At 62.4% G+C, this 16,154-nt stretch carries 12 protein-coding genes and 1 pseudogene; 5 read left to right on the forward strand and 8 right to left on the reverse strand.

The genetic code is table 11. The annotated features are described in order from the left end of the window. Nucleotides 1-204: 204 nt before the first annotated feature. From MU856_RS15565 to MU856_RS15575, 3 genes are all read right to left on the reverse strand, one after another. The gene (locus tag MU856_RS15565) at nucleotides 205-1,071 is read right to left on the reverse strand and encodes a hypothetical protein (protein WP_263587868.1); all 867 of its coding nucleotides are present in this window, start codon (nucleotides 1,069-1,071) and stop codon (nucleotides 205-207) included. Nucleotides 1,072-1,168: 97 nt separating this feature from the next. Then, a complete protein-coding gene (locus MU856_RS15570; RefSeq protein WP_263587869.1) occupies nucleotides 1,169-1,921 on the reverse strand; it encodes a LytR/AlgR family response regulator transcription factor in 753 nt (250 codons plus the stop codon). Between the two features lie 8 nt (nucleotides 1,922-1,929). After that, on the reverse strand, nucleotides 1,930-3,030 hold the full coding sequence (locus MU856_RS15575) for a sensor histidine kinase (protein WP_263587870.1): 1,101 nt from the start codon (nucleotides 3,028-3,030) through the stop codon (nucleotides 1,930-1,932). A 194-nt stretch (nucleotides 3,031-3,224) separates the two neighbouring features. Here MU856_RS15575 and MU856_RS15580 point away from each other — a divergent pair, with 194 nt between their 5' ends. Further along, nucleotides 3,225-3,623 (forward strand): DoxX family protein, encoded by a 399-nt coding sequence (locus tag MU856_RS15580; RefSeq protein ID WP_120694184.1) that lies wholly within the window; start codon nucleotides 3,225-3,227, stop codon nucleotides 3,621-3,623. Nucleotides 3,624-3,682: 59 nt separating this feature from the next. Here the strand turns inward: MU856_RS15580 and MU856_RS15585 are convergent, their stop codons facing one another. After that, complete coding sequence (locus tag MU856_RS15585; protein WP_263587871.1) at nucleotides 3,683-4,138, reverse strand: hypothetical protein; 456 nt, start codon at nucleotides 4,136-4,138, stop codon at nucleotides 3,683-3,685. A 313-nt stretch (nucleotides 4,139-4,451) separates the two neighbouring features. Between MU856_RS15585 and MU856_RS15590 the strand changes: the two genes are divergently transcribed. The 3 genes and pseudogenes from MU856_RS15590 (at nucleotide 4,452) to MU856_RS15600 (ending at nucleotide 7,688) form a co-directional block, all read left to right on the forward strand. Beyond that, entirely contained in the window at nucleotides 4,452-5,609 is a 1,158-nt protein-coding gene (locus tag MU856_RS15590) for a sensor histidine kinase (protein ID WP_263587872.1), read from the forward strand. Between the two features lie 168 nt (nucleotides 5,610-5,777). After that, a complete protein-coding gene (locus MU856_RS15595; protein ID WP_263587873.1) occupies nucleotides 5,778-6,695 on the forward strand; it encodes a hypothetical protein in 918 nt (305 codons plus the stop codon). Nucleotides 6,696-6,906: 211 nt separating this feature from the next. Continuing rightward, a pseudogene (locus tag MU856_RS15600) lies at nucleotides 6,907-7,688 on the forward strand (IS5 family transposase). A 31-nt stretch (nucleotides 7,689-7,719) separates the two neighbouring features. On the opposite strand, the gene MU856_RS15605 reads toward MU856_RS15600, so the two are convergent. The 3 genes from MU856_RS15605 to MU856_RS15615 are packed head-to-tail and all read right to left on the reverse strand — an operon-like array spanning nucleotide 7,720 to nucleotide 12,943. After that, nucleotides 7,720-8,811 (reverse strand): serine hydrolase domain-containing protein, encoded by a 1,092-nt coding sequence (locus MU856_RS15605; RefSeq protein WP_202988444.1) that lies wholly within the window; start codon nucleotides 8,809-8,811, stop codon nucleotides 7,720-7,722. Next, nucleotides 8,808-10,673, reverse strand: a complete 1,866-nt coding sequence (locus MU856_RS15610) for a DUF885 domain-containing protein (protein ID WP_238929760.1) — start codon at nucleotides 10,671-10,673, stop codon at nucleotides 8,808-8,810. The genes MU856_RS15605 and MU856_RS15610 overlap by 4 nt, the downstream gene beginning before the upstream one ends. 26 nt (nucleotides 10,674-10,699) lie before the next feature. After that, the gene (locus tag MU856_RS15615) at nucleotides 10,700-12,943 is read right to left on the reverse strand and encodes an alkaline phosphatase D family protein (protein WP_202988443.1); all 2,244 of its coding nucleotides are present in this window, start codon (nucleotides 12,941-12,943) and stop codon (nucleotides 10,700-10,702) included. Nucleotides 12,944-12,956: 13 nt separating this feature from the next. On the opposite strand from MU856_RS15615, the gene MU856_RS15620 reads away from it, so the two are divergent. After that, complete coding sequence (locus tag MU856_RS15620; protein WP_263587874.1) at nucleotides 12,957-15,536, forward strand: BTAD domain-containing putative transcriptional regulator; 2,580 nt, start codon at nucleotides 12,957-12,959, stop codon at nucleotides 15,534-15,536. Nucleotides 15,537-15,549: 13 nt separating this feature from the next. On the opposite strand, the gene MU856_RS15625 is transcribed toward MU856_RS15620, so the two are convergent. Then, entirely contained in the window at nucleotides 15,550-16,044 is a 495-nt protein-coding gene (locus MU856_RS15625) for a GNAT family N-acetyltransferase (protein ID WP_263587875.1), read from the reverse strand. Nucleotides 16,045-16,154 lie beyond the last annotated feature (110 nt).

The raw sequence follows: 16,154 nt of genomic DNA on the forward strand, positions 1-16,154 counted from the left end.
TCGGTTCGATTGCATTGAAGCTGGACGCGCGTGAGGCGCTCGCCGTGCCGCTAGGATGAAGCGAAGGGTGCAGGCCGCGCTTTTGCGACCGATCCGGACGAGCCAGCGATGAAAATTCCGCTGAAAATTCAAGCAGGAACAGATGAAGGGTGCGCAGATCACCGTCGCGGCAAGCTGCGCACCCTTCTTTCCCGGGGAGGGAAATCAGTTGATGAGGTCGACCAGCAATTGCCAACCGCTCGCGTCATGTCGCCAGATGCGGACATAGTTGCGCGAAGGTTGCGCACCATCGAAGGTTAATCGACCATATGTGGTTGCCAAATCCTCGGCGCGCGAAACCCGCATACCGAATCTTTGAGCTGTGGAGACGCGCAGATTATCTCCGACGGCGTCGACGGCTGCCGCTTTTGGAACCCTTCCTCGCTGCAGCCGTAAGACGAATCCGTCGTCTGCGAGACGGCCAGGAATTACCGCAGTCCCCTGCGCGATGACTTCCGCATTCAGCGCCGCATCGGCATCGATCACACCCGACGGTCGTCGACGAGGGCCGGGCTGCCCTTGGCGCATAATTGCGACCTCACCCGGCAGACCGGCCGGCGCAGACGCCTTGATCGGCAGCAGCCCATGATCGAGAAGCCAGCCCCACCGGCCATCAGCGCCACGTACCCAGACGGTCAGCGTGTCGCCGTTCATGACCTCGGCGCCCTGGAACAGACGATAAGGTCCGGTGGTGAAGCCAAGGTCGCCCGAGAGCGACATGCCCGCGATTGCAGGTTTCCATTCGAGACGCACACCCGGCGTATCGACATTGCCTTGCAGGACTTCGAGCGCTGGCGCCGGGTCGGGCCGCATCAATATGCCATCGGTCGCGGCATAGCGGCGGAACGCTGGTGCGATGCCGATCCGCTGCGCGTCGGCCGCAAAACTGAGCTCAGTCGCGATCATCCGGTCGACAGGACCGGTGCCGGACTCCGCGGCAAAAGCGTATGCGACGACAAGCGGCAGGACGGAAAAGGACAGCGTACGAGTGAATAATCCAACGCCGCTTCGGAATGGGGTGACATGCGCCATTTCCCCAACCGGCCTTACTTTCGCCGCGACGTAAACCGCGCTGCGACCAGCTCCGTTCGCCCCGCGACAAGCATTGTCGCGGGGCCAAGATCAAGCGCTAAAGCCGTAAGGCCCGTACGACGTTGGATTGGAAGTTGGATCCGACCTGAAGCGTGGCGCCATCGTTCAGTAGCAGGCGCAACACCCCTTTGCCGGGCCGCTCGATACCCACGACACTATCAATGCGGACCATATGCGAGCGATGGATTCGGATCATGATCTTCGGGTCGATACGCTGTTCGATTTCGGTCATTCGCGCCCGCAAAATATAGCATTTGGTCGCCGTGTTGAGCAGCACATAATCGCGCGCCGCTTCGATCCGGTCGATCGCCTCGATAGGCACTCGCACCGCGCCTCCCCGTCCAGGGACCCATATTCCATCGTCATAGCCAGCTTGGCCCCCATCACCCCGATCCGTCCCGGCGGGATCCGCTCGCACGAAGGCGTCGGGATCCGGCAGAGCGCGGCGACGGCGGACGCGATCGATCGCCATTCGCAACCTGTCAAAGCTGACTGGCTTGAGAAGATAGTCGACCGCGTCGACGTTGAAAGCTTCCATTGCGAAATCGTTGAAGGCCGTAACGAACACAAGTTCGGGCCGGCGCGGCGCATCGGCCAGGCGATGTGCCAGCTCCATCCCGCTGACTTCGGGCATTTGTATATCGAGGAGGACCATATCGGGATCGAGCTGCGCGATCTGACGCCCCGCTTCCTCGCCATCGGAGGCGCTTCCGACAACCTCGACATCGTCCATCTTATCGAGCGCCACGCGCAGCCGCGCGGCAGCAAGAGGTTCATCATCGACCAGCAATATTCGCATCACGCCGTCGCCCTTTTCATTGCCCGCCGCAGCGGAAGGGTCAGCTCCACAGCGAACCCTCCGTCGCTCGCGCGGATATTGACCGCGGCATCGTCGCCATAAAAGGCCGCCATCCTGCCCCGCACGTTTCGCAGCCCCGATCCGCTCCCTTCTCGATCTTCGGATGGAAGGGCGACCGCTCTGCCCCCATCGTCCTCGACCATCAAATGCAGCCGGTCGTCCACCTGACGGCAACGGACACTGAGCGTCACCAGCCGGCGCGAAGTCTGCACCGCGTGCTTGACGGCATTTTCGACAATCGGCTGCAAAAGAAATGTCGGCACGTGCGCGTCGAGAAGAGCGCTCTCACAGTCGAACGTCACCTGCAGCCGCCCGGGAAAGCGAGCCGCTTCAATATCCAGATAGGCCTGCGCGATCGCCCATTCTTCGACCAGCGTCACCTCGGCCTCGGGGTCGGCCTCGAAGGTCAGGCGCAGGAAGTCGGACAGCCGCATCGTCAATCGGTCAGCTTCCGCCGACGCATTCGTGACAATGAGCGATGAAATGGAATTGAGAGTATTGAACAGGAAATGCGGGTTGAGCTGGAATCGCAGGGCGGCGAGTTCAGCGCCTTGGGCCGCGCTGCGCGCCTCGACCAAGCGTCTCGCGCTGTCCCGAACCGCATTCTCGCTAAGCCGCAGGCCGAGCGCCAAGGCATAGAATCCGTATATGAGGACGAAGGGCATCAGGCTGCGGTTGAACAATTCCGCCAGCGGCATCGACCGCATTCCCATCGACGGACCCAATATCTGCATCAATATCGCATCGATTAGCGCATGCAGCAGGGCGAGCGCCGTCGTGACAAGCGCGACAAGAGCCGTCATTGCCGGATTGGGCAGCCGCCGGGCGAGCATGATGAACCCGGCCAGCGCTCCGCAGAATATGACGCCCAGCCCCAAAGTCATCGCCTGAAGGACTTTCAGCGCATCAGGTATCGGTTTGCCCGAGGCGATGTCCTGCGCGGCCCATAGTAGAAGTACCATGACCCAAAATATCAGGGTCATCGCTGCGCCAAGCGCAAAACCATTCAGTTTGAGGCGGAAAGTCGGGAGCCGGTTCACGGCGCGCGTCTTAGCACAGGCTGGCGTTTCGGCCGACCGGATTGGTCGCATCAAGGTCCGCGTTGGTCGAATTTCGGACGGGGATGATTTCGTCGTCGCTTGCGTGTCGAGCTTTGTCGCGTGCCCATCGCCAGACCGCCCGCCCCCTGTGATTGCTCATGGAGGGCGCGACAGTCGCGCCGTGGAGAAAAGCGATGATCACATCAGCGACGCGCCGCCGGCTGGCACTGGCTCTGCGCCTATCGGCTATATTGATACTGGGGGCGGATGCCGCCGTGATGGCATTTCGTCCAGACGCACTCGCGGCGGAATTTGCAGCGACTGGCTTTGAAGCGGCGCAAGCGCCGCAGATTGCCGCCATTCTCGCCGTCTCGATCCTTCTCTATGCCCTCCCGCGGACAGCGCTGCTCGGAGCGATTTGCATCACCGGCTTTCTTGGCGGCGCAATTTGCGCCCATGTCCGGCTGGGCGAACTGGCCTCACCCCCGCAGTGGATATGCGTAATCCTCGGGATCATGACCTGGGCGGGCGTGAGAGGTTCGAAGAGCTGGCAGCCTTGGCTGGACTATATTGAAACTGCAGATAGGCAGTAGAGAGCAGAGGGTCGGAAGACATCGGCGGGGTGCCCTCTGACGCCCCACCGATGTCATGATCAGCACTTCTTCTCGTCGAATATGCCCATCAGCCGCTGCTTGCGCTGGTTGCGCTGGAGCATCGCTTCGGCATCCTCTTGACCGGAGCCGCCCATCCCGCCCGCTACGGACCCGGCGGCGCCCATTGCGGTAGAGGCGACCGCGCCGCCGCTACCGGCAACCCCGAGGATTGGGCTGGCGGCACCGAGCATCTTGAGAAAGCCAAGACCCTTCTTTTTCTTCTGCTTGGCACTCGCATCCGCCTGCCGCTGCCCGTCGAGCGAATTGATTTCCGCAGCCAGCGCCTCGCAGCTCATTTCACGGTCACCAGGCTTTACCGTTTGGAAGGCCGGTGCCTCCACCTGCTTTTTGGCGTAGGACGGCGCCGGCACGAACAATGTCGCCGCGATCAGGCTGCCCAGTATCGACCATTGAATTTTACGCATTATCGGCTCCTTGCACATTGATGAGGTCAAAGGCCGAGCTTGCCCCGAGCTTATCCATCGCGAGAGCCGATTGCGATCAAGCCCGCCCCTGCCGCGTTCGGGCCGGCTGCGCATTCGATCGAAATGAACTGGCAGTACCAAGCGAAGAAACGCCCGCCGGGACTGTAAAGCGATCTTTGTCTTGCAAATGTCGGACTTGGTCGCGACGAGAGGCTTGTTTGTCGCGATATCGGCTAGGCGTCCTGACCGCTGACGCTTGGGCCGACTCGCCCGCCCGCCAATCTGCCCGCAACCCGGCAAGAACATGCGCAGCAATGGATCCGCCGGTTCGCAAGGAGGAAGCATGCAGGATCGCAGTTTTATCGCATGCGCCGCAGCATCGCCCGCGGCGCGGGTTTCGCTGATCCTGTGGGGTTTCGGCTTTGCGCTGGTTGCGATACTGGCCGGACTGATGGGGCGAGGCTTTTTGGTGCAGGCCATGATCCAGCTGCCCCTCTGCCTCACCGCGCTGAGCCTGGCCATGGCGCTCTTTTTTCTCTGGCAACGCCTCGAGCCGGCCGCGCCGGCGCTGCGCTGGCCGTCAATCCTCGTCGGCTGCCTTTGCGCCGGCGCCCTTCAGAGCGCCCTCGATCTTGTGCTTTATCGGTGGCTCACGGACACATTATTTCCCGAGTGGCAAAGCTGGACCAATATCGATTTCAGGCGAATTGGTTTTGTCTTCATCCTCTACACCTGGACTTTCTGCCTCAACGTCACGCTGTTCTGGGCCCTTGGCATCAGCGAGCGCGCCAAGAAGCAGGAGATGCTTGCCGCGGCAGCCGAAGCCCGCGCACAGGATGCTCGGATCGAAGCGCTACGCTTCCAGCTCAACCCGCATTTTCTGCTGAACACATTGAACGCGATATCGAGCCTGATCGTGCAGGGCCGCCCCGACGATGCCGATGCGATGACTATGAAACTGGCTACTTTTTTCCAAATCAATCTGGGCGGCGATGTCAAAACGCCTATTGCACTTGCCGATGAGATTGCGACGATCGAAGCCTATCTCGACATGGAAGCCATTCGTTTCGGCGAGCGGCTCAAGGTCGAAATCGACTGCCCGGCCGATCTTGGCAACGCGAGTGTTCCAGGCTTCATCCTCCAGCCGCTGGTCGAGAACGCCGTCAAATATGCTGTGGCTTCGTCGCGGCTCGGTGCCACGATTTCCATCGTGGCCCGTGCCGCGGACGATATGCTGACAATCTGCGTAAGCGATGACGGGAGAGCCGAACTGCCCGGACCAGAAAATGGAACAGGGGTCGGACTTCGCAACATTCGTGACCGGCTGGCCGTACTTTACGGAGAGAGGGGGCAATTGCACACGTCGGCCAGCGAGTCCGGTTTCACCGCGACCCTTCATATTCCGCTGATGCCCTGCCAAGCCCGCGGAAGTCGCGCCTTGATGCAAGTCACGGCGAGAAACCCATCCTATAGCCGGCGTGCATTCGGCGGCCGATCCTGATGCAGTCAGCAGCATTGACATTCGTATGAAGCATCAAGATTTTCCTCGCGCGCTTTCCGAAGACACGGAGCCGGCGAACCGCGCGCCGCCTTACCCAAAAGTTGAAGGCAGAGCCGCTCAATCGAAAATGATGATGGCGGCACTTGGGCCTTATCGATGAGGTGCAGAATGAAATTTCGCAGTCTTTTACTGGGAGCCTCGCTAGCCCTGGCTCAGATTTCCACCTCCTCGCCCGCGCAGGCGAGAGAGCAGGTCACGCCGCGCACAGATGCGTCTCCGGACGCGGTCATACCGCTGGAACGCTGGCGCACGCGTTGGATGCTTCGCGCCGAGTTCGGCGGGGCGGAACGCAAGCTGCTGTTCGATTCCGGCGCTGGTCTGACGCTGCTCCATCCCGATGCTCTTGCGGCAGCAAAGTGCGAGCTGAGGGGCCGCGTGACAGGCTTTCGGATGTTTGGGCAACGGGGCGATGGTCCCCGCTGCAATGCCATGGATATCGTCATCGCCGGTCGCGCTTTCAGGCCGCCGCTTCTCGGCGCGATCAATCTCGGGAAGCTCAATCCTGCCGACGCCGAACTGGAAGGAATCGCCGCGCTCAACATGTTTGAAGGGCGGGCCATTACCTTGAACCTTGGCGAAGGCGAGATCATCGTGGAATCTCCGGCGAGCCTTGCTGAACGCATACACTGGATGCATCCCTTCCCGATCCGCTTGAAGCGCGAGGTGGAGGGCACCGCGCTCGCCGTGATGGCGGAAGTGCCTACGCCGCGCGGCCCCGTCTGGATGGAACTCGACTCGGGCAATGGGGGCACCGTGCTGGTGGCGAAGCACAACGCCTCGCTATTCGGCTTGCAGGCTGACGCAGAGGGACCTCAATCGGGGCATTTCAAGGTGGCCGATGGCGTCGAAATCGAGTCACAGCATATGTTCACACCCGACATGATCATGGACGGCAATCTGGGCATGCCCTTTTTGCACGACTGGATCATCACGCTCGACTTGCGCGAGGGTCGCGGCTGGATCATCCGCAATCCGGAAGCCGGGCCCGCGCCGAAAGCGGCGCTGCCCGGCAAGAGTTCACCATGAATTAGCAATTCGAAAGCTTATCAGAGAGCATCAATGGCCGATTCCAGACATGCGGCTTCCGGGCGTCAGCTTGAGACAGCTGACCTTCGCGAGCATCTGACGGGTACAACGAATAGTCAGGTTCGGATGGTCGGAATACTAGGCCGTGTTGACAAAAGGGATTCCCAAGCCCGCCTCCTTCTGATTCAAGACTGCTTTTTGAGGAGCAGTCATGGGTCGCGGGGATTTGTCGGATGCGGAGTGGGAACTGATCGGGCCACTGCTGCCGCCTGAGCGCGGCCGTTGGGCGCGGCCCGCGGGCGATAACCGGCTCTTCCTCAATGGAATGCTTCACGTGCTGCGGGTCGGCTGCCCCTGGCGCGACATGCACGAGCGGTACGGCAAATGGAACTCGGTCTATGTGCGCTTCCGCCGCTGGGCCGAACAGGGTGTCTGGGATGCCTTGCTGCAAACGCTGGTCGAATTGGGTCTAACCGACGACTGGCAACACATGATCGACAGCACCAGCGTTCGCGGCCACGTCTCGGCAGCGGGCGGAAAAGGGGGGCTTGTGCGAACGCTCTTGGTCGATCACGCGGCGGCTTTACGAGCAAGATCCACGCCCGCTGCGACAATCAAGGACTGCCTGTCGGCTTCATCCTGACCGGCGGCGAGGCCTCTGATTACACGGCCGCCGAACCGCTGATGGCGATCCCCGTCGCCACACCCAAGGCGCTGCTCGCGGACAAGGGCTATGATGGTAATCGCTTCCGCGACAGCCTGCTCGTCCGGGGCATCCTGCCGATCATCCCGCCCCGCTCGAACCGCAAGGTGCCAGAGCATCCCGACTATCGACGCTACCGGGACCGCAACCGCGTCGAGCGAATGTTCGGCAAGCTCAAACAGCAACGACGGATCGCCACCCGATACGACAAGACACTTCTCTCGTTCGAGAGCTTCCTCAACCTCGCCGCCTCGCGCCTATGGCTGAAGTCTTTTGTCAACACGACCTAGCCGATCAGCGCAGCGGCATCTTCGCGCAGAATCACCGCATGGGCACTTTCGCGCGCACGATGGACACCAAGTCGCCGTACCCCTCTTGGTTCGTCGTCACACCCGCAGCAGCGGTTCTCGTCGCCGGGTCATAGAGAGCGTAGGTTCCCCAAAAGCCGCTGTGCCAATAGACATCGCGCCCTCCGATATGGCCGACAAATATCCCCAACCGGTACTGATCGCTGCCTTTGTGTTGTCCCGGACGCAGCATCTCTTGCAAGGTTTCTGATCGCGCGAACACCCTGCCTTCGAAAAGCGCCTTGAAAAAACGCGCCATGTCGCGCGCGGACATGAGCAGTCCGCCGCCGCCGTAAAGGTCGATAGACGCGTTGACGTCCGTTACGTCATGATCGCCAAGCCATTGTCGCGCGCGCGGACGAGTGCCCACCGGCGGTTCTTCCATGATTTCCCACCAGCTATCGGTAAGCCCGAGGCGATTGAGAGCGAGTTGCTCGCGTACCGCCGCTGCAAGCGTTTGTCCGGTTATGCGCTCGATGATATGGCCAAGCAAGATATAGCCGTCGTCGGAATAGCGAAATTCGGTGCCGGGCTCGCTTTGGGGGTCGGCATATTCAGTCATCAACGCGACGAGTTCGATGGGTTTCCACACCCGCGCCGGATCGGCAAGAAAGCGCTTGGCAAAGCGCGGATCGCTGCCGTGGTCGGAAAGCCCTGCGCTATGACTGAGCAAGTGTCGAACGGTGATCCGCCCGGGATCGTAGCCGTCGGAACGCAGAAGCCTGTCGAATTCGGGCGCTATCAGCTCGACAATCGGCGCGTCGAGGTCAATTCGTCCCTGCTCCCAAAGCCGCAGGACGGTGGCTGCGGTGAACGTCTTGGTGTTGGATGCGATCCGCAAAGGGGTGTCGACCCCAAGCGGACGGCCTGCATCGGCGTCGGCCATGCCTGTCGCCGCTACGCTGTCACCATCGTCGCGCAACACGTAAATGGCGGTGGGATAGCGCAGCTTGCGAACGGCCTCGAAAATGTCGGACGGTGCATTTGCTACTTGAGATGCGCATGCCGGCAGCGTGGAGCAGAGAGCGAGGCACAACGCGGCGAAGAGAGTCATCGACCGCTTCATGCGCTCTTTCCATGAAGGCAATCGGCGATCCATTCGTCGACAACGGTTTCCAGCGCCGCCAGCGGCATCGCACCGGCGAGCAATATGGTGTCGTGGAAGGCCTTGAGGTCGAAACGTTCGCCGAGCGCGCGCTCGGCCTTCGATCGAAGCTCGACTAGCCGGTTATGCCCGACCTTGTAGCTAGTCGCTTGGCCGGGATGAACCGCATAGCGTTCGACCTCGGTTGTCGCTTTGCTCTCGGCCTCGCCCAGCGTATCCATGAAATATCGTATCGCCTTCTCGCGCGACCAACGCATCCGGTGGATACCGGTATCGACAACGAGCCGTGCCGCCCGGAATAGCTGGCTCTGCAAATAGCCGACACGTCCGAGCGGATCGTCGCGATAGGCTCCCATCTCGTCGGCGAGTTGCTCGGCATAAAGCCCCCAGCCCTCCGAATAGGCCGAATAGCTCATGATCTGGCGCAGCGGCGGCATCTTCGGCGTTTCAGCGGCAATTGATAGCTGCCAGTGATGGCCCGGAACGCCTTCATGCACGCTGAGCGTGGGCAGACGCCAGCGTGGCCATTCGGCCGTATCGCGCAAATTAATATAATAGATGCCGCCGCGCGAGCCATCGAGTGCCGGCGGATAATAATAGCCGCCCGGCGCGCCCGCCTCGATCGCTTCCGGAACACGGCGAATTTCGAGCGGGGCCTTTGCCAGAACGCCGAAATAGCGGGGTAATTGCGTTCGCATGGCAGCTGCGTGCTGATTGAGATCGTCGAGCAGCTGCGCCCGTCCCGCCGCATCGTTGGGATAGATTTGGTCAGGCTGGCGCTGAAGCCTTGCCAGCCGCGCGCCGACGCTGCCTTCCGTCATACCCTGCGATTGGAGAATCCGATCGATTTCCGAGCTAATTTCGGCAACCTGCCGCAGACCTATCCGATGAATTTCCTCGGCCGACAGGTCAGTGGTCGTAAAATAGCGGAGCGCGAAGTCATAATAGGCGTCCCCGTCGGGCAAGCGCCAGACACCGGCATCGTGCGTCGCGGCAGGTTGCAGCGACCGAATAAGTGCGATCTGACGATCGAGAGCAGGCGTTACTGAAGTCTGCACGATCTCGACCGCACGGCCGACATGCGCCGCATCGAGATTGGCGGCAGCCAATCGCTTGGCGAAGGCCGTCACGAGGATCGAAGCCGCCGGATCAGCCGCTCGCAGTGCGCCCAGCTGCTCAAGCGTGCGCGCAAGTATGAAGTCCGGAGGCGCAGCGCCCTCCGCGGCTTCGCGGCGCACCTGCGCGCTCTGCTGATCAAGTGATGTGGCAAAGGCACCAAGGCGCGCAAGATAGGCCTCGGCATCGGCTTCGGTCTCGAGCGGGTGCTGCTCGGAGAGAAGGTCAGGTATGTCGCGATAGGCACCGTCGAGCTGCGAGACGCTATAGGGCGCAGGATAAGCGGCGGCACCATAATCGAACCGCTGCTCGCCCTCGCCCGCAACGCGAAGCTGAAAGATGACGGCGTCATAATTGCGCCTCTGACGCGGCGAGAGCGCCCTACGGTCGACGGCATTCAGACGCGTAAGCAATGCCGCGCTGCGCAGACGCGAGGCGGCCCGCGCCTCAGCCGATAGATCGTCGAGCGCCGACCTCGCCCAGCTGTTTTTGCCGCTGTCCAGCCCAAGCAGCGTCATCGATTGCGGCTGCTCCTTGACCGTCGTGCGGAACACTTCGAGCATCAGCGCGTCAAGTTCCGCATCTGCCGCCGCGGCGGGCTCGCTTGGCGAGGCCGTATCCGCGGCGGCAGGCTGCACGGCACCGGGGATGGCCGCGCAGAGCATCAGGGCCGCTCGAAGCGGCCGCAGTTCGATTTTCGTCATCATCTTCATTCCTGTCAGTTGGAGGTCGATTATTCGCGGCCTGTCGGGTCAAGATCGAGAAAGCGTGCCGCAAGCGCGGGACCGTCTGCATCCAGACGCCCGACCCCGGGCCGCTCGCCCGGCGCCCAGGCGGCCACCCGATGCGTCACGCGATAGAGGGGATCCGGGTCGGCATCGGTAATCGGCGCCGGGACGCAGATGAATTCGACGTCGATCGCAGATGCGGTGACCCGAACAGTGGCAAATCCGTGTCCGGCCATATCGGCAAAGGCGAGATGCGGCGCCACGTCGGGATTTCGCAGCGCCAGCGCCGCGCTCCGATCGCCATCCTCGGCAAGCTGCAGGCTGGCGGCAACGCCGTGCGTGACGGTCATATTAATCGCGGGTGCAGCATCGTCGCCTTGCAGATAGAGCGGGCGCAGCGGGTGATCATCGGGAACCGCATGCGCCGCGGCTTCGGCGAGCGTGGGCGTTCCGATCGATCCCACGACAAATTCGGCGGCGACGGGCGCAAATTTTCCGGGGCACAGCGACGCCGAGACCGTCCCTGCGCAAAAGGCATGTCGATCGCCCGCCAGCGACACGAAATTGCTCACCCCCGCCGCTCGCGCCGCGCCTAATATCTCTGCGCGTTCGGTCGGATAGCCGCCCCAGTCGTGGGTGTTGGTAATGGCGAAGCCGTCGAGCTTGGCCGATGTCGCCAGAGATGCCGGCAAATTGCCCAGGTCGGCGCGAATGTCGGTCATCGCGACCGAGTTACCCCAGAATTTCCATCGCGCGGTCGATCCGCGAAGGCGATCGAGAAACCAGCGCTTCTGCTCTTCGCCCAGCATGGTGCCCGCTTCCATCCCGGCAGCGGGATTCGCGATCGCGATGCCGCCGTAAACAATCTCGGCGGGCGGATTCCCGCCCGCGAAACTCTTCCCGGCGTCAAGAATCTCGACCACCTTCTGCGGGGCGAAATAGGGAGGCATCCCGCGGCGGAAAGGAGCGGCGAAATCGGCTTCATAGACCGGCTGCGTCCGGAAGGACCGCGTGTCGGTGAGCAGCAGATGGAGCAGCGCGCCCCAGCGCAAGTCGCGATATATCCGCAAGCTGTGAATGGCGCGCTGATTATTCGGCTCCCTAGCGGCGCTATCGCGAATGGGTTCTGCAAGCGGTACGTCTGCAACGGCGGGCGCCCGAAAGCGCATCGGGTCGGCCTCGCCGGGCTGCGACACGCGTGCCGGCACATATTCAAACCAGGCCTGGTTTGCCGCAACGCGTAGCCGCTGCGCAGCCCGGGCGCGATCATAGACGGCGACGCTTTGCCAGCCGCGGTTCGAAAACTCATGGTTGTCCCACACGCAAATGAACGGCCAACGCGCCCGCGCATCCTGAATGTCTGGGTCCTCCAGATAGGCGCGGTATATCGCGCGATAGTCGTCGACTCCGCGCGGAACATGATAGACACCGATTTTTTCACCCTCGGGCACCCGGACATGGCCTCTCATCGGCCGGCCCTGCAGCATCCCGCCGGGTAAATCCTCAGGATAGAAGAGCATTTCGTAGATGAAGTCGCCGAGATGGAGGACGAAACGCAGCTGCTCGTGCGCAGGCCTCGCGCAGTCCTCGGCAATCATGCGCCGGAAGGCCGTCGCATAGCCCATGTTGACATTCTGGCAGCTGACGAAGGCAAAGCGCGCCTCGCGCTCGGCGTCGGGACTCGGCGCGGTAAAGGTTCGACCGGTTCGGCTCAAGCGCCCATGCTCATCGCGAAAGCGGTACCAGTAGGTGCGATCGCAGTGCAGGCCGGTGACCAGTATCCGGCACGTCCAGTCGCCGTCGGCGTCGATCGAACGAGTCCCCGATACCAGAATATTGTCGAAATCGGATGTCTCCGCGACTTCTACCGTTAAACGCGATGCCTTGCGTCCCGCGGTCGGCGGGCGGCGCGTCCACAGCAATATGCTGTCGCAGGTCGGATCGCCCGACGCGACGCCTTGCGGAAAGGCGCTGCGGTCCTCGACCCCTGCGTCCGCCGCACGCACAGGCGCAGGCCAGGCCAGGGTGGCGCCCATGGCCGCTGCCATTTTCATCAGTTCGCGCCGGTTTTGCATCGGCATGCCTCTTTTGCTCCTCGATCTCGTGTCGTCCGCCGGGACCGACGGATCGCCAGTTCCAGATCGGCGTGCCGCAGCCGTTCCCGGCGCGTGGAATTGCCGTGGAATCCGACGAACGACTGTGTTACTTCGACAAAACAACAAGAAATTTCCGGAGTGGTGCCGTCCCATGGGGAATTGGACTTTGTCCCTCCTGGGGCGCAACGAATTGCGCGCGCCGGACGGGACTCCCATCAGCCTTCCCACGCGCAAGAGTTTCGCGCTGCTCGCCTATCTGGCGTGCAGTCCGGAGCGCGCCGCGGCACGCGCACGGCTTGCCGCATTGCTGTGGGAGGATGCCGATGCCGAGCAGGGCCGGCTCCATGTCCGCAAGGTTCTCTGGACGCTCCGCAAACAGTTGGACGGCTTCGATGCCGAAACGCCGATCTCCGCCGACGTCGACAGCATCCGTCTTGGGCAAAACTGGAGCGCTGACAGCGCCATTTTCGAAGCTGCCGTGGCAAGTGCTGGCGACGACCCGGCGCTGCTCGACGCAGCCTGCACGCTCTACACCGGCGATTTTCTGAGCGATCTCGCCTTGCGTAATGCACCCGCTTTTGACGAATGGGTCGCGATCGAGCGTCAGCGGCTGCGCAACATCGCCATTTGGGCGCTGCGCCGCCTGCTCGATCTGCAGGACGCAAGGCAGCCGGCCGACGCATCGACCTTGGCGACGGCGCTGCGGCTCGTCACGCTCGATCCTTATGACGAAAAGGCGCACCGGGCGATCATGGATGGGCATCGGCGACAGCGGCGGGCTGCTGCAGCGATCGCGCATTATCAGGACTTTCGAAGCCGGTTGGCAGGCGACCTCGGCGTCGAGCCGGAAGCGGAAACCACCGCGCTGTTCGAAGATATTGCCGGGCGCCGCCGCACCGGCGGAACGCCGCAGGCCGAGAGCAAGCCGGTCCTCGACTCCGCCGGCCGGGCGCCGCCACCGGTCCAGCCTGGCTCAGAAATGGCTCGCCCGGCGCAACCCCTCGCCCGCAAGCGGCGTTGGCCCTGGATTGCCTCGCTCTTGGTCATCGGCGCGCTAGGGGCGGCAGGCTGGTACGCCATCGATCGACCGAAGGCGCCGCGCGTGGCGCGCCTTTCGCCGATTGAAACCGAGCTTGTCGTTTCGGGTCGGCCAGCGCTGTCAAACGATGGTACCCGGGTCATCGTCACCGCCCGCCCACGGTCTTCCGACAATGTCGATCTCTATATGCTGTCGCTCGGCTCGGCGCAGGCGAGACGCCTGACCGACGCGCCCGAGGTTGACGACAATGCCGCCTGGTCACCCGCAGGAACCGAAATCGCCTTCACACGAACGGTGGACGGTGGACGCAAGCCCTGCACGATCCATGTCATGACCGTTGCAGCTGCAACGGAGCGCGCGATCGGTCGATGCCTTACCGCCGGCACTGCGGCGCTTGCATGGGCTGATCCACGTCACCTGCTGTTCACCGATGCGGCCAACAGCGACGATCCTCTCCGCCTTTACCTTATGGACATTGAAAGCGGAGCGACGCGTTCGCTTTCAGAGCCTCCAGCCGGATCATTCGGTGACGACTTTCCGCAGATTTCTTCGAGTGGCCGGATTGCCTTCGCCCGGCAATTCGGCGCGAACAGGGCCGACGTCTTCACTCTCGATGCGCGCGGAGACAAGGGGCGGCGTCTGACACAAGACAGCGGGACCGTAAGCGGCCTTGCCTGGGACCGTAGCGGCGATGGCCTCTTCTACGCATCGACCCGTGGCGGCGATGCCGGCCTGTGGTGGATAGCCGCGCGTGGGGGCCAGCCGCAGCGCATTTCGTCGGGGCTTCTCGACTATCGACGCGTTTCGCAAGCACGCGACGCCAACCGTGCCGTCGTCGAAACGGCGCTCGACTCCAACAGGTTGATGCGGCTGGTCGATGGGCGGCTACAGTCCATCCGGGCTTCGACTGGCCCCAGCGACCGTTTTCCGAGCATCGGCCCGCAGGGACAAATCCTGTTCGTTTCGCGGCGCTCGGGCGAGGATCAGCTCTGGTCCGCCGACCGGTCCGATGCGCCAGCCCGCCAGCTAACGCACGGCGATGGCTGGCAGCTCAGCGATCCAGTCTGGTCTCCGGACGGGCAATGGATTGCCTTCGCAGCGATGCGGGACGGAATGAGCGATCTCTATCTCGTCAATGCCGATGGCAGCCAGCTGCGCCGTCTCACAGCGGATGCAAGCGAGGATTCGGGGCCGCAATGGGCGAGCGATAGCCGGTCGATCTTTTTTTCGTCGCGGCGCGGCGGACAGTCGCGCATTTGGCGCCTGCCCATAACATTTGCCGCCGACCCGAGGCCGCAAGCGGCGGTTCCTGTCACCCCTCCCGGACCAGGCGACTTTCGCTTGTCGCCCGATGGCCACACGCTTTTTTATCTATATCCCGGCCGCGCCGGCATCTGGAGCCATGCTTTACCCCCGGCGCTCCCGGCGACCACCGCCGGGGAACGGCTGCTCGTTAAAGACTTCGCGCCCTCCGACTGGCGCAATTGGGCGATCGACGGCGACTATCTCTACTATGCTGCACGGCCGACCGCGCTTCCCTTCGGCACGTTGCGACGTCACCACTTACCGAGCGGCCGAGATGAAGCGATCGGGAGCGCTGCCGACCTTAGCCGCGCCTCCCCCTTTGCGGTGGCCCGTGATGGCTCGCTGATCGTCCCGGTCCGCGCATTGGAAATCCGCCTCTTCGCAATCGACTGGGAGCAGTAGCCCGGAATTGTCCTCAATGGGGACGCGGTAGACCAAAAATGTCTCGTTCCAGTTCGTCGGGAAACTTTTCGCGCAAGATTTTTGTGCCACCAAGTTTTTGGACAAGCGCTCGCGCCGCCACGTTATCATCATTCATGTGGGTCTCAACCAGGTCCCAACCCAGCCTATCATATCCAAATGCAATGGCTGCACGTGAAGCCTCCAGCGCATAGCCATTTCGGCGGGCCGATGGAACAATCCACCACGTCAGCTCCGATCTCGGATAGCCTTCAGGCCACCAAAGTCCGCACCCGCCAATCATCAATCCGCTCGCGCGCTCTACAACCGACCACCGGCCATATCCACGCAGTGACCAATGGCCCAAATCCGTTGCAAGCACGCGCCAAGCGCGGTCCGCTTCCATCGGCCCCCCGTAGAACTGCGATGCCGCGGCATCTGCAAAGAAATCACGATAGACCGGGAAATCCTCGCTTCTGGGGCCTCGCAGATCGAGACGTGCTGTCTTCAAGGTGGGGATATGCTCGTGGATTGTCATAACGCGCTGGAGCTTATGACGAACCTCAACTTGCAGGTAAACTTCTTAACTTGGCCGGTTTCGGTCTGGCGGCCTTCAGCCAG

The organism is Sphingopyxis sp. GC21 (assembly GCF_025727575.1).
Classification (GTDB): Bacteria; Pseudomonadota; Alphaproteobacteria; order Sphingomonadales; family Sphingomonadaceae; genus Sphingopyxis; species Sphingopyxis terrae_A.